Annotated in this window: 20 protein-coding genes and 1 pseudogene; 16 read left to right on the top strand and 5 right to left on the bottom strand. The window is 42.2% G+C overall.

Translation table 11 applies throughout. From position 1 onward, the window contains the following. The first annotated feature begins 1 nt into the window (after position 1). The 8 genes and pseudogenes from ansB (at position 2) to C6H66_RS05090 (ending at position 8681) form a co-directional block, all read left to right on the top strand. Positions 2 to 1045 carry an L-asparaginase 2 gene (ansB, locus tag C6H66_RS05045; RefSeq protein ID WP_105394970.1) on the top strand — a complete coding sequence of 348 codons (1044 nt, stop codon included), beginning with the start codon at positions 2 to 4 and terminating at the stop codon, positions 1043 to 1045. Between the two features lie 369 nt (positions 1046 to 1414). Beyond that, positions 1415 to 2503, top strand: a complete 1089-nt coding sequence (serC, locus tag C6H66_RS05055; RefSeq protein ID WP_036781176.1) for a 3-phosphoserine/phosphohydroxythreonine transaminase — start codon at positions 1415 to 1417, stop codon at positions 2501 to 2503. Between the two features lie 122 nt (positions 2504 to 2625). Beyond that, complete coding sequence (gene aroA, locus C6H66_RS05060; RefSeq protein ID WP_105394971.1) at positions 2626 to 3912, top strand: 3-phosphoshikimate 1-carboxyvinyltransferase; 1287 nt, start codon at positions 2626 to 2628, stop codon at positions 3910 to 3912. 179 nt (positions 3913 to 4091) lie between these two features. Continuing rightward, a complete protein-coding gene (cmk, locus tag C6H66_RS05065; RefSeq protein WP_046396721.1) occupies positions 4092 to 4775 on the top strand; it encodes a (d)CMP kinase in 684 nt (227 codons plus the stop codon). 183 nt (positions 4776 to 4958) lie between these two features. Beyond that, a complete protein-coding gene (rpsA, locus tag C6H66_RS05070; RefSeq protein WP_011145914.1) occupies positions 4959 to 6632 on the top strand; it encodes a 30S ribosomal protein S1 in 1674 nt (557 codons plus the stop codon). Between the two features lie 65 nt (positions 6633 to 6697). Beyond that, positions 6698 to 6982: an integration host factor subunit beta gene (gene ihfB / locus C6H66_RS05075; protein ID WP_011145915.1), complete on the top strand. Its 285-nt coding sequence runs from the start codon at positions 6698 to 6700 to the stop codon at positions 6980 to 6982. 213 nt (positions 6983 to 7195) lie between these two features. After that, a pseudogene (locus tag C6H66_RS27400) lies at positions 7196 to 8427 on the top strand (S-type pyocin domain-containing protein); the annotation flags it as partial. Continuing rightward, a complete protein-coding gene (locus tag C6H66_RS05090) occupies positions 8424 to 8681 on the top strand; it encodes a bacteriocin immunity protein (protein WP_105394972.1) in 258 nt (85 codons plus the stop codon). The pseudogene C6H66_RS27400 and the gene C6H66_RS05090, both read left to right, overlap by 4 nt. A gap of 47 nt (positions 8682 to 8728) precedes the next feature. Here the strand turns inward: C6H66_RS05090 and C6H66_RS05095 are convergent, their stop codons facing one another. Further along, entirely contained in the window at positions 8729 to 9625 is an 897-nt protein-coding gene (locus C6H66_RS05095) for a hypothetical protein (protein WP_105394973.1), read from the bottom strand. Between the two features lie 63 nt (positions 9626 to 9688). Further along, positions 9689 to 9847, bottom strand: a complete 159-nt coding sequence (locus tag C6H66_RS25820) for a hypothetical protein (RefSeq protein ID WP_160297025.1) — start codon at positions 9845 to 9847, stop codon at positions 9689 to 9691. 53 nt (positions 9848 to 9900) lie between these two features. On the opposite strand from C6H66_RS25820, the gene C6H66_RS25570 reads away from it, so the two are divergent. Beyond that, on the top strand, positions 9901 to 10101 hold the full coding sequence (locus tag C6H66_RS25570) for a hypothetical protein (RefSeq protein WP_046396719.1): 201 nt from the start codon (positions 9901 to 9903) through the stop codon (positions 10099 to 10101). 131 nt (positions 10102 to 10232) lie between these two features. Here C6H66_RS25570 and C6H66_RS05100 read toward each other — a convergent pair whose 3' ends face one another. Together C6H66_RS05100 and C6H66_RS05105 are read right to left on the bottom strand one after the other, a co-directional pair. Continuing rightward, positions 10233 to 10868, bottom strand: coding sequence for a LysE family translocator (locus C6H66_RS05100; protein ID WP_036806793.1), 636 nt, complete (start codon positions 10866 to 10868; stop codon positions 10233 to 10235). Positions 10869 to 10872: 4 nt separating this feature from the next. Then, positions 10873 to 11685: a 2OG-Fe(II) oxygenase gene (locus C6H66_RS05105; RefSeq protein ID WP_105394974.1), complete on the bottom strand. Its 813-nt coding sequence runs from the start codon at positions 11683 to 11685 to the stop codon at positions 10873 to 10875. A 612-nt stretch (positions 11686 to 12297) separates the two neighbouring features. Between C6H66_RS05105 and C6H66_RS05110 the strand changes: the two genes are divergently transcribed. The 6 genes from C6H66_RS05110 to kdsB all read left to right on the top strand — a co-directional run bounded on the left by C6H66_RS05110 (position 12298) and on the right by kdsB (position 19351). Next, complete coding sequence (locus C6H66_RS05110) at positions 12298 to 14625, top strand: ComEC family protein (protein ID WP_105394975.1); 2328 nt, start codon at positions 12298 to 12300, stop codon at positions 14623 to 14625. Between the two features lie 34 nt (positions 14626 to 14659). Next, positions 14660 to 16411, top strand: coding sequence for a lipid A ABC transporter ATP-binding protein/permease MsbA (gene msbA, locus C6H66_RS05115; RefSeq protein ID WP_105394985.1), 1752 nt, complete (start codon positions 14660 to 14662; stop codon positions 16409 to 16411). Continuing rightward, positions 16408 to 17403: a tetraacyldisaccharide 4'-kinase gene (gene lpxK / locus C6H66_RS05120; protein WP_105394976.1), complete on the top strand. Its 996-nt coding sequence runs from the start codon at positions 16408 to 16410 to the stop codon at positions 17401 to 17403. Before msbA ends, lpxK begins: the two co-directional genes overlap by 4 nt. Before the next feature lie 407 nt (positions 17404 to 17810). Then, positions 17811 to 18026, top strand: coding sequence for a cold-shock protein (locus C6H66_RS05125; RefSeq protein WP_036781154.1), 216 nt, complete (start codon positions 17811 to 17813; stop codon positions 18024 to 18026). Positions 18027 to 18415: 389 nt separating this feature from the next. Continuing rightward, the gene (locus tag C6H66_RS05130; RefSeq protein WP_046396097.1) at positions 18416 to 18595 is read left to right on the top strand and encodes a Trm112 family protein; all 180 of its coding nucleotides are present in this window, start codon (positions 18416 to 18418) and stop codon (positions 18593 to 18595) included. A 3-nt stretch (positions 18596 to 18598) separates the two neighbouring features. Then, positions 18599 to 19351 (top strand): 3-deoxy-manno-octulosonate cytidylyltransferase, encoded by a 753-nt coding sequence (kdsB, locus tag C6H66_RS05135; RefSeq protein ID WP_105394977.1) that lies wholly within the window; start codon positions 18599 to 18601, stop codon positions 19349 to 19351. Between the two features lie 134 nt (positions 19352 to 19485). Here kdsB and elyC read toward each other — a convergent pair whose 3' ends face one another. Further along, positions 19486 to 20304, bottom strand: coding sequence for an envelope biogenesis factor ElyC (gene elyC / locus C6H66_RS05140; RefSeq protein ID WP_105394978.1), 819 nt, complete (start codon positions 20302 to 20304; stop codon positions 19486 to 19488). A gap of 153 nt (positions 20305 to 20457) precedes the next feature. Here elyC and cmoM point away from each other — a divergent pair, with 153 nt between their 5' ends. Further along, positions 20458 to 21237 carry a tRNA uridine 5-oxyacetic acid(34) methyltransferase CmoM gene (cmoM, locus tag C6H66_RS05145; RefSeq protein ID WP_036806807.1) on the top strand — a complete coding sequence of 260 codons (780 nt, stop codon included), beginning with the start codon at positions 20458 to 20460 and terminating at the stop codon, positions 21235 to 21237. The last annotated feature ends 7 nt before the right edge of the window (positions 21238 to 21244 follow it).

Below are 21244 nucleotides of genomic sequence, written 5' to 3' on the forward strand. Positions count from 1 at the left end.
CATGAAAAAGATGAAACACACAGCTTTAGCCAGTTTATTGGCATTAATTAGTGGTTCTGCTTTTGCTTTACCAAATATTACACTTTTGGCGACGGGGGGGACTATTGCGGGTGGCGGGAAGTCTGCAATCCAATCCAATTATGTTGCTGGAAGGGTTGCTATTGATGAATTAGTCAATGCTGTTCCTGAGATCAAAAATATCGCCAACCTAAAAGGTGAGCAGGTAGTTAGTATTGGTTCGCAGGATATGAATGATCAGGTGTGGTTGACGCTAGCGAAAAGAATCAACGCTGATTGTGACAAAACCGATGGTTTTGTTATCACCCACGGTACTGACACGATGGAAGAAACCGCTTACTTCCTCGATCTAACTACCCACTGCCAGAAGCCGATAGTCATGGTTGGCGCGATGCGCCCATCTACGGCGCTTGGCGCCGATGGCCCGTTAAATCTGTATAACGCTGTGGTGGTTGCCGGTGATCAAGCATCAGCCAAGCGTGGTGTATTAATGGCAATGAATGATGCGGTTATCAGTGGGCGCACTGTGGTGAAAATGAGCACCACCGAAGTTCAGGCATTCCAGCCAATTAATGCCGGTGCTGAGGGCTTTGTTCATAATGGCAAAGTCAATTATTATGCTGACGCTAAACCGAGAGCCAATCAGGCTATTTTTGATGTCAGTAAACTCGATAAATTGCCGAAAGTAGGCATTGTTTATAACTACGCCAATGCGTCTGATCTGCCGGCGAAAGCTCTGCTGAAAGATGGTTACCAAGGCATTGTCAGCGCTGGTGTGGGCAACGGTAATATGTACAAGGCGATTTTCGATACCTTGGCCCAAGCGGCTAAAGATGGGGTTGTGGTCGTCAGATCAAGCCGTGTACCGGTAGGATATGTTACTCAGGATGCGGAAGTGGATGATAGTAAGTACGGCTTTGTCGCTTCTGAACGTCTGAATCCGCAAAAGGCCAGAGTACTTTTACAATTGGCGCTGACTGAAACGCATGATCCGGTGAAAATTCACCAGATGTTTGTGAAATATTGATTCGTGATTCAGAGATAACAATAGGGCGCGGAATGCGTCCTAATATTTCTTCCTCCGAAAATATCTTTCTTATTGTTGACGTAAAAGATGATAATGCAGTGCATTTTTACCAAAATCATGGCCTTATTGCTTTACCCGATTCGCCATTTACATTATTCCTTCCTCATCACAGCTGTGGATAAAAAAGAGAAAGAATAAGCAGTTCACCTGTAATAGCGCTGAATGCACTAGTTTATTGGCTATTTTTGCGATAGTTTTGTTCAACGTTTGAATAACCATTGCAGCAATGAAATGGGAATGGTACAACCGATATATCAGATTATTTATTGCTATCAATCATTGTTATTTCGTCAGAATAAGGTGAGGTAAATGAATCAGGTATATAATTTCAGTTCAGGTCCCGCTATGTTACCGATTGAAGTATTGCGTAGAGCTGAACAGGAGCTATGCAACTGGAATGGTATTGGGACTTCAATTATGGAGATCAGTCACCGCGGTAAGGAGTTTATCGCGGTAGCAAAGGAGGCTGAAAATGATTTGCGAGATCTATTATCAGTGCCTGAAAACTATAAAGTATTGTTCTGTCATGGCGGCGCCCGCGGTCAATTTGCCGCTATTCCGATGAACTTGCTGGGTGATAATGTTAAAGCCGATTATATTGATGGCGGTTATTGGGCTGCATGTGCAGTTAAAGAAGCCCAAAAATATTGTGCGCCGAATGTGATTAATATCAAAACCGAAATTAATGGCTTGAAAAGCGTTAAACCAATGCGTGAATGGTCATTGAGCGATGATGCGGCTTATGTTCATTATTGCCCGAATGAAACTATTGATGGTATCGCCATTCATGAACAGCCAGATTTTGATGATAATAAAGTGATTATTGCCGACTACTCTTCTTCTATTCTTTCCGGGCCGTTGGATGTTAGCCGTTACGGTATGATTTATGCGGGAGCGCAGAAGAATATTGGTCCTGCGGGCCTCACATTGGTTATTGTGCGTGAAGATTTATTAGGCAAAGCCCGCAAAGAAACCCCGTCTATTTTTGACTATGCTGTTCTGGCGGAGAATGACTCTATGTTCAACACACCGCCGACGTTTGCTTGGTATCTCTCGGGATTGGTCTTCAAATGGCTGAAAGAGCAAGGCGGGGTACAAGAGATGGCGAAACGTAATCAGGCTAAGGCTGAACTGCTTTATAGCGCGATTGATAACAGTGATTTTTATCGCAACCAGGTTGCTCCTGAAAATCGTTCCCTGATGAATGTGCCGTTCCAAATGGCTGATGCTTCACTGGATAGCCAATTTCTGGCAGAGGCTGATGCACAAGGGTTGCAGGCACTGAAAGGACATCGGATTGCCGGCGGTATGCGTGCTTCTATTTATAATGCGATGCCGATAGAAGGGGTTCAGGCTTTGGTTGATTTTATGGCTGATTTTGAGCGTCGTAACGGCTAATTTGCCAACCATTACCGGGAACAATGGTTCCCGGTCTATTCAAGGTAAAAAAATATTTCCTCGAACGTAAAAATGACTCACTTATAATTAAATATAATCGAGAATCGGAGAGCCTGTTATTTATGCAATCCCTGATGTTACAACCTATTTCCTCCATTAGTGGAACTATTAACCTGCCAGGGTCGAAAAGTGTTTCTAACCGTGCGCTATTACTGGCGGCTTTCGCCAAAGGCACTACCTGCTTAACTAACTTGTTAGACAGTGATGATATTCGCCATATGCTCAATGCTTTGGCTGCGTTGGGTGTCAGTTATCGTTTATCTGATGATCGTACTTGTTGTGAAGTTGATGGTATTGGTGGGTTAATTACCCATAAAGGGCCGGTAGAACTGTTTTTGGGTAACGCCGGCACGGCAATGCGTCCCCTAACCGCCGCGTTGTGCCTGAGCAAAAATGACGTTGTTCTTACTGGTGAACCCCGAATGAAAGAGCGTCCGATTGGTCACCTGGTGGATGCTTTGCGTCAAGGGGGGGCGGAAATTGATTATCTGGAGCAGGAAAATTATCCGCCGCTACACATCAAAAGCGGCTTTATCGGCGGCAAAGTAATGGTAGATGGCCGTGTTTCCAGCCAATTTCTGACCGCATTGCTGATGGCTGCGCCATTGGCAGAAAATGATTCTGAGATTCATATTCAAGGGGAATTAGTTTCCAAACCTTATATTGATATCACTCTGGCATTAATGAAAAGTTTTGGTATTAGCGTAAATCACGACCAATATCAGATTTTCCATATTAAAGGCCGACAGCAATACGTTTCTCCTGGTCACTATTTGGTTGAAGGTGATGCTTCTTCTGCTTCCTATTTTCTGGCGGCCGCAGCAATTAAAGGCGGCACTGTACGGGTGACCGGAATTGGTAAACATAGCCTGCAAGGGGATACCAAATTTGCCAATGTACTGGAAAAAATGGGGGCGAAAATTCGTTGGGGTAATGACTTTGTTGAATGTGAACGTGGCACCCTTACTGGCATTGATATGGATATGAATGAGATCCCTGATGCTGCTATGACCATTGCAACCACGGCGTTGTTTGCGGCAGGGGAGACCGTCATTCGCAATATATACAACTGGCGGGTAAAAGAGACGGATCGGCTCCATGCGATGGCGACTGAATTACGTAAAGTCGGCGCAGAGGTGGAAGAGGGGGTTGATTACATTCGCATCACACCGCCATCAAGATTATTACCTGCTGAAATTGGCACTTATAATGATCACCGAATGGCGATGTGTTTCTCGTTGGTGGCGCTGTCCGATACGTCGGTTACCATTCTCGATCCAGGTTGTACAGCAAAGACTTTTCCCGATTATTTCGATCAATTGGAGAGATTAAGCCAGCGAAAGTCATAATTATCGATTATTATGATTCAATAAAGCGTATTTCTTTGAGCAAAATCTATCTACATGGCATGCGCTTATTTCGTTCACTCTATGAGTGCATATAATAAACGGCAGATATTGATTATTTTATTGAGTAAATATTCAGCATCTGGTGAAGTGTGAACTTGCCATGCTAAAGGAGAACAATAATGGTGGCGATAGCCCCAGTAATAACTGTTGATGGGCCAAGCGGTGCAGGTAAAGGAACGTTATGCCAGGCATTGGCAGAGGCTTTAGGCTGGCAACTGCTTGATTCAGGCGCTATTTATCGAGTGTTGGCACTGGCCGCGATTCATCATCAGGTGGATATCCAGTCTGAAGATGCGTTAGTTCCTCTGGCTGCTAATCTTGATGTACGTTTTGTCCCTGGCAAAGGGAAGCTCAGTGTAATGCTTGAGGGCGAGGATGTCAGTAATGAGATCCGCACCGAAACGGTCGGTAATACTGCCTCGCAGGCGGCTGCTTTCCCACGAGTTCGTGAAGCCTTGTTACGGCGTCAACGTGCTTTTCGGGTCGCACCGGGCTTGATTGCCGATGGCCGTGATATGGGAACCGTAGTGTTTTCTGATGCCCCGGTGAAAATATTCCTTGATGCCAGCGCAGAAGAACGCGCACGCAGACGTATGCTACAGTTGCAGGAAAAAGGCTTTAGTGTTAACTTTGAATGTCTTTTGTCCGAGATACAGGAGCGTGATTACCGTGACCGTAACCGGACAGTTGCACCATTAGCGCCGGCTGAAGATGCATTAATATTGGATTCAACCAGTATGTCTATCGAGGAAGTTATCGACCGGGCGCTAAATTATGCGAAAAAAATTCTTTCAATTACCTGAACGATTTTAAGTTTTTAGCTTATAATTGATGACGATGTACTAAAAATTGGGTACGCGACGCGGGTAGAGAATTTTCCGCAAACTAAACAACCCTGTTACAGGAATCGTAGCGGGGCATGTAAAACAACCCCATTCGGCGGGAAGCTAAATGGACGTTAAATTAAAATCTTGAAGATCATTAACATGACAGAATCTTTTGCTCAACTCTTTGAAGAATCCCTGCTATCTATTGAAACTCGTCCAGGTGCTATCGTTCGCGGCATCGTTGTTGCTATTGATAAAGACGTTGTATTAGTTGATGCAGGTCTGAAATCAGAATCCGCTATTCCTGTAGAACAGTTTAAAAATGTTCAGGGTGAGCTGGAAATCCAGGTTGGTGATGAAATTGATGTTGCTCTAGACGCTGTTGAAGATGGTTTCGGTGAAACTGTTCTGTCTCGTGAGAAAGCAAAACGCCATGAAGCGTGGCTGATGCTGGAAAAAGCTTACGAAGATGCAGAAACTGTTACCGGCATCATCAACGGCAAAGTGAAAGGCGGCTTTACTGTTGAACTGAACGGTATCCGTGCATTCCTGCCTGGTTCTCTGGTTGATGTTCGTCCAGTTCGTGATACAACTCACCTGGAAGGTAAAGAGCTTGAGTTTAAAGTCATCAAACTGGATCAGAAACGCAACAATGTCGTGGTTTCTCGTCGTGCTGTTATCGAATCTGAAAACAGCGCAGAACGTGACCAACTGCTGGAAAACCTGCAAGAAGGTATGGAAGTTAAAGGTATCGTTAAAAACCTCACTGACTACGGCGCATTTGTTGATTTGGGCGGCGTTGATGGCTTGCTGCACATTACTGATATGGCTTGGAAACGCGTTAAGCATCCAAGTGAAATCGTCAATGTGGGCGACGAAATCGCAGTTAAAGTACTGAAATTTGACCGTGAGCGTACCCGCGTATCTCTGGGCCTGAAACAACTGGGCGAAGATCCTTGGGTAGCAATCGCTAAGCGTTATCCAGAAGGCACTAAACTGACTGGTCGCGTAACTAACCTGACTGATTACGGCTGCTTCGTAGAAATCGAAGAAGGCGTTGAAGGTCTGGTACACGTTTCAGAAATGGACTGGACCAACAAAAACATTCACCCATCCAAAGTGGTTAACGTTGGTGACGTTGTGGAAGTTATGGTTCTGGATATCGACGAAGAACGTCGTCGTATCTCCCTGGGTCTGAAACAGTGTAAAGCTAACCCGTGGCAGCTGTTTGCTGAAACTCACAACAAAAATGACCGTGTTGAAGGTAAGATCAAGTCTATTACTGACTTCGGTATCTTCATTGGTCTGGATGGCGGCATTGATGGCCTAGTTCACCTGTCTGACATCTCCTGGAACGTTGCTGGAGAAGAAGCAGTTCGTGAATACAAAAAAGGCGATGAAATCGCGGCTGTTGTTCTGCAAGTAGATGCAGAGCGTGAGCGTATCTCTCTGGGCATTAAACAACTGGCAGAAGATCCATTCAATAACTACCTGTCTGTGAACAAGAAAGGCGCTATTGTTACTGGTAAAGTTACCGCAGTTGATGCTAAAGGTGCGACAGTAGAACTGGCTGACGGCGTTGAAGGTTACCTGCGTGCATCAGAAGCTTCTCGTGACCGTGTTGAAGATGCAACGCTGGTTCTGAACGTGGGTGATGCAGTTGAAGCTAAATATACTGGTGTTGATCGCAAAAACCGCGTTATCAACTTGTCTGTTCGCGCTAAAGACGAAGCTGACGAAAAAGACGCTATCGCTTCTGTGAACAAACAAGAAGACGCAAATTTTGCAAACAATGCAATGGCTGAAGCTTTCAAAGCAGCGAAAGGCGAATAATTCAAGTGAATAACGGTGGATAACACGTAAGTGTTATCCAAGTGCGGTAGTTTAGGGAGGTACTCATGACCAAGTCTGAATTAATTGAAAGACTTGCTGGCCAGCAATCTCATATTTCGGCCAAAACCGTTGAAGATGCAGTGAAAGAAATACTCGACCATATGGCAATAACATTGGCAGATGGTGAACGTATAGAGGTGCGCGGATTCGGCAGTTTTTCTCTTCACTACCGTGCTCCGCGCGTAGGTCGTAACCCTAAAACCGGTGATAAAGTGGAGCTGGAAGGTAAATACGTTCCCCATTTTAAACCTGGCAAAGAGTTGCGTGATCGCGTGAATATCTACGATTAAGTTTGAAGATAACAAGTTATTGCTTATTCTAAACAGCGTTTCGATGCTGTTTTAGATCAATAATAAAGTGCTGGCCTTTTGGTCGGCACTTTTATCTAATCAAGATTCATATAAAAAGAGCTAACTTTTATACTGAGAAAACCTTCCCCATAATCCTGTCAATCTGACGTTGTGTCCCCTGTCCTGTGTCCTCAGAAATCACTTGCATGCGAAACCAAGACTGAACCGGTAAATAACGTTGGTAGGATGGCGATATATCAGGTTCCGTTATTTCCTGTTCCGGTAACGGTATCAAAATCTGAACAGCCCCCGCAGGATAACAAACATCCGCCCAAACCGGATAAACCGCAGGATAAAAAATTACCGTGGTATAAACGGTGGCTTAGCGGCAGTAAAGATAAAGCGGAAGCTGCTGCTATCGCTGTGGCTGCAACTACCCGTGGCGCTATAGCGGATAGTGAAGCGTTGGTGATGCGTTACATCGGTGGCGGTATCACCAGCGCCGGGCGTTGGCTGGCGGTACCAAATCCGTTGACAGTCGGACTAATGGGGCCGTTTTATTCATCCGGGTTAAATGAAGGCGAAGAAGATTACTTAAACCAGCATCATCTTAGTGAAATTGCAGAACAGTTTGGTAAAGCGCCGACCCGTGTTCGTTTTCGCTGGATAAGAGATGAAAGAAGCGGCGGGATAACTGTTCAGGGGTATCATGCCAGTCCGGAAAGTGGCCTGGATAAAGTGCCGGTTCGTATGATGAAACTGAATCCGGCCACCGGTAATTACGAGTTTTGGGAACCGGGAGAAAATCGGCCAACGATTCTATGGACACCAAACGAACAGGAATTCAAGGTTCCACCGCATACCGGGAATGAGTAACAGCCGTTTATTTCGTCTCAGATAACGGTATTACCGATTCCGGATAAAGTGGGTAGCGATATTGAATCGTTGCCCATACAGGAAGAGAAGGATTTTCGCGATTACATTCTGGTATTTCCAGCCAATTTAGGCATTAAACCGATCTATGTGATGTTTAATACCCCTCGAAATCAACCGGGAGTGGTCACTGGTCGAGGGCAAAAAGTTGAGGGTAACTGGTTAAGTCTTGCAGGACAAGATATGGGCGCACTGATTCCCAGTCAGATAGCGGATAAGTTGCGAGGAAGGACATTTAATAACTTCGATGATTTCAGAAGGGCGTTTTGGAAAGTGGTTGGTAATGATCCGGAATTGTCTAAGCAATTTGATTCACACAATAAAGCGTTTTAAAAAAGAGTTATTCTCCATATTCACCACAACAAGAACACGTTTGAAATCGAGAAAAATATGAAATCCATCATGTTAAATTTATTAAAGACGGAGATGAAGTCTACGATCTCGATAATCTTCGTGTAATAACACAAAAAAGACATATTGAAATTCATTCAAATAGAGGAGGAATAAAATGAAACTGAAAGAAAAGTTAGAAGATTATACAGAATCTGAGTTTTTAGAATTTGCTAGAAAAGTGTGCAATGCAGATTATGCAACTGAGGACGAAGCTAGTGTTGCAGTTCAAGATTTTATCCGCTTATCAGAACATCCTGATGGTACTGATATACTCTTTTATCCATCGCCTGGTCAGGATGATTCTCCTGAAGAAATAGTGAAACAAATCAAAGAATGGCGAGCCAGAAATGGTAAACCGGGCTTTAAAAAATAGCGGTCTGAAACCGCCCACCAATAGAGAGTTCGTTCTTGTAAGGTGTATTAGGCTAACTGTAAGTGAGCTCTTAGCCTAAAATATTGGTTCTTATGATGATCAGCTATTCGCCTTAACTCTTCATCAAGAAACATATCCGGCAACTCGTAATCATCCCTGTGTTCAGAGAGATTAACTTGGAGTGATTCAAGAACTTTATGGAGTTCAATCCCATACTTCACAAGACAGTGACGCCGGGCTCGTCCTTGTAGCAGATAACCAAAGTCTTCAACATATTTTCTGGCTGTTCGAAAATCTTCATGCTCAAGTTTTTCCAACAGGAAGTAATAAACAGGGATCATCAGGCTTCTGATGCGCTCTTTCTCGATCTCAATATTGTCTTTGACTTTATTCACAATGTTGGCAAGGCGAGATCGAATGCAAGCGATAGGATTCAAAACACGGACGAGCTCATGAGAACCTGGCTCTGCATTAATCATAAAACGTTCTGTATTCAAGTATAGTTTGTCACCAGATAAATCGTCGTGTTCAAAACCTGCTGGCCGGTCAATGATATCAACAAGGTTACATTCATCATTATTATCAGGGTTAGAGAACAACCGGCCTTCATGCTCTTTGATCGTCTTTGTGTCCTTATCGGTTAGAAGACATATTGCAATAGATGGGAGATCAAGCGGGTTGTTATAATGAGGTTCAACGTTGAATGCTCTGGCGATGTTTTCAACATTGTTTCGTTTTGTTACATAATCAACATCAACGGAAGTTATGAACACTTCATTAGGTAGATTATTTTTTGAGTATTTATGAAGGTATGTATTTACCCAGTAGCGCACAGCTTGACCACCAATAGTGATTGCTGGCCCTGCTAAGCTATCAGCGTTTTGGATTAACTCTTGATTGAGCAAATAAATTTGCTCAGAAGGCGGTATGTGTTCAACAGTCATAAAAAAGAGCTAAATATTATAAACACTTGGCTGGTTATATCATGTTCGGTACAGGAGAAAGAATCAGAAGTTCGGAGCCATACTGGCAACGGAGCTACCTGATGGCACACTTAAAGAAGGTCTTTGTATAACACGTTGTGGAACTGTACGACCATTCATCTGCTCTTTTACACGCTGAGCGTAGGCTACATGTTGTGCTTTTTTGATATCAGGTGCATTCATCTTGAAGTTCTCCCTACAAGGGAATTAATTTAAAAAACCTTTGCATAAAATATATGCCAAAGTCACAGCAACTTCAACTAAATTTGTTTGATTATTTTTTTAATGACGTAAACGCCTTATTGGATAACACAATGGAATGGGAGCAGAGAATTGAGAATATCCTTGCCGTAGTTCTTGAATTTAATGCGCGTATCGAAAATCTTTACCGTTCCGGTACCCTCTGTTCAGTACGGATAAGATGTTCCACCGCTTGATATAATCCTTCTCGTTTAATTAACAATAAGTAATGAAACCAGAGTGGTTATTTTAATTATGCCTAAGGATCTCCACGAAATTTCGTTTGATTAAAAACGTTATTCGACCCTCAGGCATAGCATTTCCTGACTTAAGAAAATTTCAGATTAAATAATGTTATTGAATATGAAAAGAAATAAATTCCAAGCATAATGAGAATTACACCGCTGGTGTAATTAATAAACTTGATAACACGGTGACTGAGCATTTTTCTGGAGAAGAATATCACAGTATTAATAAAGGCAACCCAAACAATAACGCCAATAATTGTCCCTGTTGCACCAATAGCTAAACTATATTTACCTGATGCAATATTGTTCAGTTGTGCACTGACAGACAGCCAGAAAATAACATTATATGGATTTAATAGTGTTAACAATACACCATCAAAAAATTGCCTATGATAGGGTTTGGAGATGATATTGATATTTTCCTCATTTTTCTTATTTATGAAGCTGGTAATACCAAACCAAATGACCATTAATGCCCCTAAAAAACCCAAAATAGGCATGAAAATAGTATTGGAAAACAATTGCAATATACCAAAACCTAAGAGTAACAAATAAATTATATCGGCAAAACAGGCGCCTAAACCAAAAACTACTGCGTGAAGACAACTGATATTCAAGTGTCTACGCATAATTTCGATATTTATAGGGCCAACGGGAGCCGCAGCTCCCAATCCTAAAAGAAAAAATGTTCCTAATGTACTGATTACATCAACCATATAATTAATTCCATAACATGAGATGTTTATTTAGTGATAATCCAATGAAACTTTGTAATGATATTCTGCACCCCTCGGGAAAACTACGAATAGCATGGGGTTTCCTGGTGTTTATTATGATCAAATCTCCTTGTTCTGGTTTAATAAGGACGGATGGCGGAAGCGTGCCTCGCCAATCATTTTCTGCATTATCTTCGATTAACTCAGTAATAGGGATTTCAGGAACATCCCACAGCTCTAACTCTCCTCCAGTTGCAGGCATGCTTATATAGATATTCACTGAGAATTGCCCCAACAAATTGACCGATTGTTGTTGAAGGCCATCAAAATGAGGTTGCTTTTCAACCATGAAAGAGCGTTCTGGCCTGTTCATCACTCTGGCAATACCCGCGTGCATCTTTTTACCTTCAAAGTTGGCAATACTGGCCCCGGCGGACCATATTTCATCCAGTTCTAAACGAAATTTATCGAAAGGGGCTAATACTGGAGCACAGAAATTTCTGACGTTTCTGATGGCAGGTAGTGCATTTTCAAAGTATTTTTTATAGCTATCGCTATCTTTGGATTTGCCAAAAGTTGTATTGTAAGATGGACCGATTCTATCAACACCATAATCAACTAAAACAACTTCATCTCCTTTTTTCAAATCATGAGGATGACATTCTAGATTTTCGTGGGAGAGGAAAAAATCAGAGAGCTTGTCTGCAAGAGGGTTATCAACATATTTCTTTATATGGATTGCTAACACTTCATCATTAAATAGTTTAGTAAGATGATGTTCTTGCAGAGAGTCAGATACAATTATTTTGTTTTTCATAAAAACCACCTTATTGTATTTAACATGATTTTTTGATTATTTTCCATATAAAAATAGAATGGAAACATTAATTTAATGTTATTTAAACTTAATCAATGCGATCGTAATCACAAAACAAAAAGTGGACAGTCATTTAAGTAGTTTCACTAATTTAGTGATCAATAACTAAGGTAATGTCTGATAATAATAATTTCTATTGTTTTACATATGGTTAGGTTGATTGTTCTATTAATTCATAGGTTTTGTTAATAATTTCAAAAATGAATTTAATATTTAATTATAATAATAAGTGAATAATGTAACTTATCGTGAGTTTCTAATGGCTTAGAATGTTTATTTATGTCTGTAATGGGAATGCAGACGAAACCTCACGAAATATTTTATTTGATATCAGTATCGCAATGTTGCATTTGCTATCAATATAACATTTGGTGGGTAATTAGCAGGTGGCAGTTTCTGTATTTGCGAAGCTGTTCGCATATATTTTTGAAAAGATTGTTAGCCTGGAATTAATCTGCGAAGGTGTTTGATAATTTTTCTTGTGCTTCTGGCTGCATTGTAAAAAATAAGGAATACTTTGCTGGGAAAATAAAAGGGTAAGGATGAATAAGGATGTGGTTTTCAGTTTTGATAAACAAGATAACGACAAATTGGAAACAACCTATACCAATCATTAGCGTGAATCAGGCTGCAATAGCTATTATTATCGGTATTGTACCCCTGCTTTTTCTGTCTGAGTTACCACGTAAATGGCAGATTATTCCATTGTTATTACTGGCGCTATTCTGCTTATTCTTGCCATTTTGTCTTTGCCGGATAGTTTCAATTTCATTACTGGCATTTCTTATTGGGTGCTGGCAGGGAAATCATCTGCTCGAACAGATAATCTATTTTAGTGAGAAAGTGCATTTATCTAGAGTTATTATTGAAAGCTTATCATTAGATAATGAAGAGAAAGGCAGGGTTATCCTGCGTATTATTGAGAATGAAAATAGAGTTGTTTTTCCGCCACTGTATGTTTCCGCTTCTTGGGATATTTCGCCTGAATCTCTGTGTGCTGGTCAAGAATGGCTGTTGAAAATGAAATTGCGACCGGTTCATAGTCAGCTAAATCAAGGTGGATATGATAGCCAGCGTAGGGCATTAGCTATCCGCCGACCTTTAACAGGGAAAGTCATTCATGCTGAATTAATTGATGGGGAATGTAACTTACGTCAGCGATTAGTCAGTCATATTGCACCGGATATTCGTGAATTGAGGCATAGTGGTATTGCGATGGCATTAGCATTCGGAGAGCGTCGGTGGTTAAGTAGGGAGGATAATTTATTATTGCAACAAACAGGTACGGCTCACCTTATGGCTATTTCCGGGTTGCATATTACTGTTGCCAGTATGTTTGGTTGGTGGATGGCAAGATTATTACAACTCTTTTTTCCCGTGCATTGGATAGGGCACAGATTTCCATTGATTACTGGTTGGATAGTGGCAATAAATTATGTCTGGTTATCGGGTTGGGGCATTCCGGCTATTCGTGCATTACTGGGTTTAACGCTCTGGCTATATTTACGTTACAAAAATATTCTCTGTTTCCCTTGGCAGTGGGCATTATGGACAGCCGCAATGATTCTCTTATTTGATCCCTTGACTGTGCTTTCTGATAGCTTCTGGCTCTCTTTCTTTGCTGTGATGGCGCTAATGTTCTGGTTCTTTTGGGCGCCGTTGATTGAGCCATTTCGTTATGGTTGGAAATGGATATGGCTGCGTGGGTTATATATGCAAATGGGTATGATGCTGATGCTTATTCCTCTCCAGCTATTATTATTTCATGGCGTCAATTTTTCTGCTTTATTGGCTAACTTTTGGGCCGTGCCAATCATCTCTTTTATTACTGTTCCGTTGATTATGCTGGCATTAATAAGCAATTTTTGTTCCTTTATTCACGCTTTATTATGGCAATTAGTCGATTACTCTGTAACCTTCTCTTTAATTCCTTTGCCAGTTTTGCAACAGTCATGGAGTGAAACTGGCCGTTTTCCCTTTTTAATAACGTTTATTGGTTGGTTTTTTGTCATTATTTGGCGATTTGCTTGGTGGCAATCATATAAGTTACTGATTGTTATTTCTTTGGGGATAATGCTCTGCTATTTGAGGCGCAATGAAGAATATCTGTGGCGATTTTCTATGCTGGACGTTGGGCATGGTCTTGCGGTTATCATTGAAAAAGATGGCAAGGCGCTGATTTTTGATACCGGTAATCGTTGGGAAACCGGCAGTATGGCTGAAAGAGTGATTGTCCCTTATTTGCGTTGGCATCGATTAACGCCAGAGCAGATTATTATCAGTCATGATCATCTTGACCATACGGGTGGGTTAGAATTCTTACAACAAAAATATCCTGGTATTGCTGTGAGAAGTTCTTTAATCAATCAGCGACATCTTCCATGTATACGCGGTGAACAGTGGCGCTGGCAAGGGTTGAGCTTCCATGTATTATGGCCGCCGGTAAGATCATTACACGCAGGTAATGACGAATCCTGTGTCATTCGGGTAGATGATGGCAAACATAGCTTACTTTTGACCGGAGATCTGGAAAAACAAGGGGAATATAAGCTATTGGGAATGGAAAAAGAGAATTTAAAATCGACCATATTGCAAGTTCCACATCATGGTAGTAATACCTCATCTACAGCCGCTTTTATTCATACCGTCTCACCACAATATGCACTGGCCTCTGTTGCACGTTATAGCCCGTGGCGACTCCCTTCGGTTAAGGTGCAGCGACGTTATCGTAAAACCGGGGCAGAATGGCGTAGTACCGCAGTATCCGGGCAGATAACGGGTTATTTTTATGGCGATCATGTTGAAATGATGAGCTATAGGCAACAAATTATGTCACGTTGGTATCATCAGTGGTTTGGTATTCGTGGTGATCATGAGTAGAATAACCCGCTATTTCTTTTGTGTTGGTAACTCAATAATGAATGATAAAGACCTTTCTACCTGGCAGACGTTTCGCCGACTATGGCCAATTATCTCTCCGTTTAGGATTGGGCTAGTAGTTGCTGCGGTTGCACTGATCCTTAATGCTGCCGGTGATACGTTAATGCTTTCATTGCTTAAGCCTTTACTTGATGAAGGTTTCGGCAAAGCAAGCAGTGATGTACTGAAATGGATGCCGCTGATTGTGATTGCTTTAATGATTATGCGAGGGCTATCCGGGTTTGTATCAAGTTATTGTATCTCTTGGGTCTCCGGTAAAGTAGTGATGCAGATGCGTCGCCATCTGTTCAGCCATATGATGGGGATGCCGGTATCATTTTTTGATCAGCAATCTACAGGGACTCTGCTTTCCCGTATCACTTATGATTCTGAACAGGTGGCCTCCTCCTCTTCCAGTGCACTGATTACCGTGGTCAGGGAAGGGGCATCCATTATCGGCCTGTTTGTTTTGATGTTTTACTATAGCTGGCAATTATCTCTGATCCTGATTGTGATTGCGCCGATCGTGTCATTAGTGATTCGCGTGGTATCGAAACGATTTCGTGATATTAGTAAAAATATGCAGAACAGCATGGGGCAAGTCACTGCCAGTGCTGAGCAGATGTTGAAAGGGCATAAAGAAGTGCTCATTTTCGGCGGGCAGAAAGTAGAGACTGAGCGCTTTAATAAAGTCAGTAACCATATGCGTCAACAAGGCATGAAGATGGTTTCTGCTTCCTCAATTTCTGATCCAATTATTCAGCTTATTGCTTCATTTGCTTTGGCTTTTGTTCTCTATGCGGCAAGTTTTCCGGAGATTATGGACACACTGACTGCGGGTAAAATTACCGTGGTATTCTCATCAATGATTGCGCTGATGCGTCCGTTAAAATCTTTGACGAATGTTAATGCGCAATTCCAGCGGGGCATGGCGGCCTGTCAGACTCTGTTTGCTATTCTGGATATGGAACAGGAAAAAGATGATGGCAAATTGGAGCTTAAAAAAGCGAAAGGCGATATTGAGTTCCGTAATGTGACTTTTTGCTACCCGACCAAGGAACTGCCGGCGCTACAAAACATTTCTATGCATATCCCGGCGGGGAAAATTGTCGCTTTAGTTGGGCGTTCTGGCTCGGGTAAATCTACAATAGCGAATTTGCTGACCCGTTTTTATGATGTCAATGAAGGTAGTATTCTGCTTGATGACCATGATTTACGGGAATATACGCTCTCTTCTTTGCGTGGACAGGTTGCTCTGGTATCGCAGAATGTGCATTTATTTAATGACACGGTAGCGAATAATATTGCTTATGCCAGTGAAAACCAATATAGCCGTGAAGAGATTGAGAGGGCGGCTGAGATGGCTTACGCAATGGATTTTATCAGGAAGCTGGATAATGGCCTGGATACCATGATCGGTGAAAATGGCGTATTGCTTTCCGGTGGTCAGCGTCAGCGTATTGCTATCGCGCGTGCCTTATTGCGTGATTCTCCGGTGCTGATTCTTGATGAGGCAACTTCGGCGTTGGATACGGAATCTGAACGGGCAATTCAGGCGGCATTGGATGAATTGCAGAAAAACAGAACCTCGCTGGTTATTGCACATCGTCTTTCAACCATTGAAAAAGCGGATGAAATTCTGGTGATTGAAGATGGGCATATTGTTGAACGAGGTAATCACCTCTCTTTGCTGGAGCAACAAAATGGTGTTTACTCACAACTACATCGGATGCAATTTGGGCAATGATTGAGCGCATATGGTCAGGCCGCTCATGGCTTTATTTACTGTTATTACCTTTTTCAGCCCTTTATGGGTTGATAAGTGGCTTACGGTGGTTGAGTTATAAAGCAGGGTTGAGGCAATCCTGGAAAGCGCCTGTACCTGTTGTGGTCGTGGGTAATCTAACTGCCGGTGGTAATGGTAAAACGCCGGTGGTTATCTGGCTGGTGGAGCAGTTGCAGCAAAAAGGTTGCCGGGTTGGTGTTGTTTCCCGTGGTTATGGGGGGAAAACAGAAAATTATCCTCTGTTGGTGACTGAAAATATCACCACGGCTCAGGCCGGTGATGAGCCGGTATTAATTCATCGTCGTACTGGCGCACCTGTGGCAGTTGCCCCAAGACGGGTTGAAGCAGTGAAAGCATTACTGGCAGATACGCCATTGGATATAATCGTCACTGATGATGGTTTACAGCACTATGCTTTGCAGCGAGATTTTGAAATTGCGGTTATTGATGGTGTGCGCCGTTTTGGTAATGGTTGGTGGCTTCCTGCTGGTCCAATGCGTGAATTATCTGGGCGATTGAATCGGGTCAATGCCATTATTACCAACGGTGGTACGCCTCAGCCAGGCGAATTATCGATGACATTAGCTGGCGAATTAGCTGTGAATATGGTTAGCGGTGAAAAACGCGCAGTGAATTTGATACCTCACGCTGTTGCTATGGCTGGAATCGGGCATCCACCACGGTTTTTCGCGACCTTGCAACAGTTAGGCGCTGACCTGCAAAAAGAGTATGCATTTGCCGACCATCAACAGTACACACAAGATCAATTGTGTCATCTGGCTGATACCAACCAGAATTTACTGATGACAGAAAAAGATGCGGTTAAGTGTTTTAGTTTTGCTCAACCAAATTGGTGGTATTTACCGGTAGATGCTCGGTTCCCTCAGGAAAAGGGAGAGACAATGTTGAACAAGATCTGTTCGTTATTGGAGATGAATAAAAATATTAAGTAAATTTTATGTTTTAATCAAAGCGGCCTTTGTGAGCCGGTAGTAAACCGATGATAATCAACAGGGAGATTGCCCTTCCGCTCCCTACCAAAACGGTTCCCACCTTGCCAACAATTCGTACAATCAGTAATTTTTCAGATTTATTTGATTTTTCGCCATTGTTAACTGATATTAAAACTATCCATTAAGGATAAACGACTATTGTGTATTCTTGGTTCAGACATGTACGATTCTGGTAGGATATCCGCTCGTATCTGTTACTTAAACGATGCACTACTCGAATAAAATGTATTTCAAGGTCAAGGTATTGAAACTGAGATGAGGTTCTATTCGAAAATTGAATAAAGGGTAAAAAGACATCAAAAACAATATATTAAATTATTGTGAGATGGACAAATGGGGGAGTTATTATGACATTACAATTAAAGATGGGTAGAGTGAAATGGTTTGATGAGCATAAAGGATATGGTTTTATTTCTCCACAGGATGGGGGACAAGACATATTCGTCAATAGAAAAGCGATTGCGAATACAAAAAACAAGTCACTCACAGAAGGGCAGGATGTAGAATTTTCAATTATTCGTAAAGGTTATGATTTAACCGCAGCAGATGTGATAGCATTCTGAAACCCTATCAAAATCAAGCTATTTTATTGCCATTCTTTAAGTGGTAAAGAGGAAGCATTGAACCATATGCAAACAAAGGTAATCGTTTATTTAAACGGACCTTTGGTAAAACCCGGAGAGTAACGAAGTGAGTCATTTTTGACGACGACGCTTACTCTCCGGTTTTTTATTTGTTGTCTATATTGATGATTTATTAGCAATTAGGGATTGTGCCAATAACGGCTACCAAGATGGTTTTGGGCTTTCATCAGCTTGCTTAATTTTTCAGTAGATAATGTTGGGAAAGGGATCGAAAGATTAAATAACAAGAGCTAACGATGATACCAAGCTTATGTTATTCTGGGTCGCACTAAGTTGCACTAAATTAAAGCTCCATAATTGGAGGATGTATGGATCACCGTTTACTTGAAATTATTGCCTGTCCTGTATGTAACGGAAAACTCAGCTACGATAAAGAGAATTGTGAACTCATCTGTAAGTTGGATCGACTTGCGTTTCCTGTACGTGATGGTATTCCCGTCCTGTTAGATCACGAAGCTCGTGAATTACCTCTGGATGAGGAAAAATAAGGCATGTTCACCGTTATTATTCCAGCCCGCTTTGCTTCAACCCGTTTACCCGGTAAACCTTTAGCGGATATTCATGGTAAGCCGATGATTATTCGCGTCATGGAGCGGGCAAAGCGTTCAGGTGCTAAACGCGTCATTGTAGCAACAGATAATCATGATGTTGTTGATGCAGTTGTGGCTGCCGGTGGTGAGGTTTGCTTGACCAACGAAAATCACCATTCTGGTACTGAACGGTTAGCTGAGGTTATCGATAAATATCAATTTGCCGATGATGAAATTATCGTTAATGTTCAGGGTGATGAACCACTGATTCCCGAAGAGATTATTAAACAGGTTGCAGAAAATTTGGCGGGCTGTAAAGCGGGAATGGCAACGTTGGCCGTGCAGATTCATGATGCAGAGGAAGCTTTTAACCCTAATGCAGTGAAAGTCGTTATGGATAAGCAGGGTTATGCGCTCTATTTCTCTAGGGCAACTATTCCTTGGGAGCGTGACCGCTTTATGCAATCACGGGAAACGATTGGAGATAATTTCCTGCGTCATATTGGTATTTATGCCTATCGCGCGGGTTTTATCCGTCGCTATGTACAATGGGAGCCAAGCCCGTTGGAGCAAATTGAAATGCTGGAACAACTGCGGGTACTTTGGTACGGCGAGAAAATTCACGTGGGAATTGCATCAAAAGCGCCGGCAGTGGGTGTTGATACCCCGGAAGATCTGATCGCAGTCAGAAAAATGTTTATTGAGACTGATTAGTAGTTTGAATTTATTTTTGGATTAACGAAAGCGCGTCATTTTATTGCTGTTTATTTCTATGTTGTTTATTTCTATATTGTTTCTATTGCGCTTTCGTTTCTCCATCATTTTGACTTCAAGAAGTAGCTCTAGGATTATTCCGGTTGAGAATGTTTTGATTTTTGTGGCTGTTCCAAATCTTTCGAAGGTTTAATGCGTTGCCAGAGGGTGCCTAAAGTTTCATACCATACCCGCTCTGAATGGGATAGAAAGTAAGCCGAGGGCAGATATTTTTCCCAAGGGCGTAATGGTGAAGTGATCGCTAATTGGTTAGCCGGGCCGGGAATGGGGTTTAACCCATGCTGTTGAAAGAAAGTTATCGCTCGCTGCATATGATTGGCGGAAGTCACTAAAATAAAGGGTTGTTTACCAATCAGTTTCTCAACCTCATTGGCTTCTTGCTCAGTATCCATTGGTTTTGTCAGTGCGATCGTATCTTCTGCGGGCACGCCGAGCGATTGTGCTACGATAGCGGCGACTTCCGCGCTGCTTTTAGTAGTCGTTCCTTTACCACCGGTAAAGACCATTTTAGAGCCGGGGTTCAGGCGATATAAGCGAATGCCTTCTGTTACTCGCGGCAAGCTGTTGTTAAGTAAGTTTGAACTGGGCGCCCAATTTGGGTTATAAGTGAAGCCGCCACCAAGAACGACGATATAATCAACCGGTGGACTGATATGACTGGGATCAGATGTGGCACTTTTAGCATAAACCGATTCCAGTGGTAACAGCAGCTTATCGGCAACAGGTTGTAAACTTAGAAGAAGTAGCGTGAGCCAACTGAATGTCAGAACTGTTTTTCCTGTTTTTTGCCAACGGGTAAACCACAGCAGTAATAAAGCAGCAAGTGAAATTAGCAATATTAATGGCAGAGGCATTACCATTGCACCCAAGTACTTTTTAAATAGAAATTGCATTTATTTGCCTTAATTTGGTTGAATTATAGCCATGTGGTTCACAGTTTGTCGTCAAAAGTGGTTATATCAACGAATGCTGTGCGAAAATAGCAGTTAGCGTAATGAAATCTCAACAGATAAATCAAATCTATTCCATTAGTGAGGCAGTTTTTCATGCGGGATCGCAATTTCGATGATATTGCAGACAAATTCTCTCGTAATATTTACGGCACAACCAAAGGTAAAATCAGGCAAGCCGTTGTCTGGCAGGATATCAGCGAATTACTGGTTCAATTACCTCAGCGTTCACTGCGTATTTTAGATGCGGGTGGTGGTGAGGGAAATATGGCATGTCAATTAGCTGCATTGGGTCATCAAGTGATATTGTGTGATTTATCAGAAGAGATGATCCAGCGGGCAAGGCTGGCCGCGGAAGAGAAAGGGGTCAGCCAAAATATGCAATTTATACAAAGCCCGGTACAGGAAATTAGCCAATATATAGAGCAGCCAGTAGATTTGGTATTATTTCATGCAGTGCTGGAATGGATTACCGATCAGAAATATGTAATAGAAGTGCTAATGAATATCATTAATCCGGGTGGCGCTCTATCTTTAATGTTTTACAATGCCAATGGTTTGGTGATGCGTAATGCTATTTTAGGTAATTTTCATTTGGCGACGCCCAATATACAACGTCGCAGAAAACGTTCATTATCGCCTCAGAATCCATTGGCGCCTGAACAGGTATATCAATGGCTTGATGAATTAAATATGACGATTACCGGTAAAACCGGTGTGCGTGTTTTTCACGATTATTTGCAAAATCGCCAATTACAGAGCGAAAACTTTCCGGCGTTGCTGGAATTGGAACAGCGTTATTGCCGACAGGAGCCTTATATCAGCCTGGGGCGCTACATTCATGTCATGGCACGCAAGCCAGCTTTAACAGTTTAGAGGACAA

Source organism: Photorhabdus hindustanensis, from assembly GCF_002968995.1.
GTDB lineage: Bacteria > Pseudomonadota > Gammaproteobacteria > Enterobacterales > Enterobacteriaceae > Photorhabdus > Photorhabdus akhurstii.

Bases quoted from the DNA above. Each gene is read 5' to 3' on its own strand.
- ansB (WP_105394970.1), top strand. From the start codon at position 2: ATGAAAAAGATGAAACACACAGCTTTAGCCAGTTTATTGGCATTAATT.
- serC (WP_036781176.1), top strand. From the start codon at position 1,415: ATGAATCAGGTATATAATTTCAGTTCAGGTCCCGCTATGTTACCGATT.
- aroA (WP_105394971.1), top strand. From the start codon at position 2,626: ATGCAATCCCTGATGTTACAACCTATTTCCTCCATTAGTGGAACTATT.
- cmk (WP_046396721.1), top strand. From the start codon at position 4,092: ATGGTGGCGATAGCCCCAGTAATAACTGTTGATGGGCCAAGCGGTGCA.
- rpsA (WP_011145914.1), top strand. From the start codon at position 4,959: ATGACAGAATCTTTTGCTCAACTCTTTGAAGAATCCCTGCTATCTATT.
- ihfB (WP_011145915.1), top strand. From the start codon at position 6,698: ATGACCAAGTCTGAATTAATTGAAAGACTTGCTGGCCAGCAATCTCAT.
- C6H66_RS05090 (WP_105394972.1), top strand. From the start codon at position 8,424: ATGAAACTGAAAGAAAAGTTAGAAGATTATACAGAATCTGAGTTTTTA.
- C6H66_RS05095 (WP_105394973.1), bottom strand. From the start codon at position 9,625: ATGACTGTTGAACACATACCGCCTTCTGAGCAAATTTATTTGCTCAAT.
- C6H66_RS25820 (WP_160297025.1), bottom strand. From the start codon at position 9,847: ATGAATGCACCTGATATCAAAAAAGCACAACATGTAGCCTACGCTCAG.
- C6H66_RS25570 (WP_046396719.1), top strand. From the start codon at position 9,901: ATGCCAAAGTCACAGCAACTTCAACTAAATTTGTTTGATTATTTTTTT.
- C6H66_RS05100 (WP_036806793.1), bottom strand. From the start codon at position 10,868: ATGGTTGATGTAATCAGTACATTAGGAACATTTTTTCTTTTAGGATTG.
- C6H66_RS05105 (WP_105394974.1), bottom strand. From the start codon at position 11,685: ATGAAAAACAAAATAATTGTATCTGACTCTCTGCAAGAACATCATCTT.
- C6H66_RS05110 (WP_105394975.1), top strand. From the start codon at position 12,298: ATGTGGTTTTCAGTTTTGATAAACAAGATAACGACAAATTGGAAACAA.
- lpxK (WP_105394976.1), top strand. From the start codon at position 16,408: ATGATTGAGCGCATATGGTCAGGCCGCTCATGGCTTTATTTACTGTTA.
- C6H66_RS05125 (WP_036781154.1), top strand. From the start codon at position 17,811: ATGACATTACAATTAAAGATGGGTAGAGTGAAATGGTTTGATGAGCAT.
- C6H66_RS05130 (WP_046396097.1), top strand. From the start codon at position 18,416: ATGGATCACCGTTTACTTGAAATTATTGCCTGTCCTGTATGTAACGGA.
- kdsB (WP_105394977.1), top strand. From the start codon at position 18,599: ATGTTCACCGTTATTATTCCAGCCCGCTTTGCTTCAACCCGTTTACCC.
- elyC (WP_105394978.1), bottom strand. From the start codon at position 20,304: ATGCAATTTCTATTTAAAAAGTACTTGGGTGCAATGGTAATGCCTCTG.
- cmoM (WP_036806807.1), top strand. From the start codon at position 20,458: ATGCGGGATCGCAATTTCGATGATATTGCAGACAAATTCTCTCGTAAT.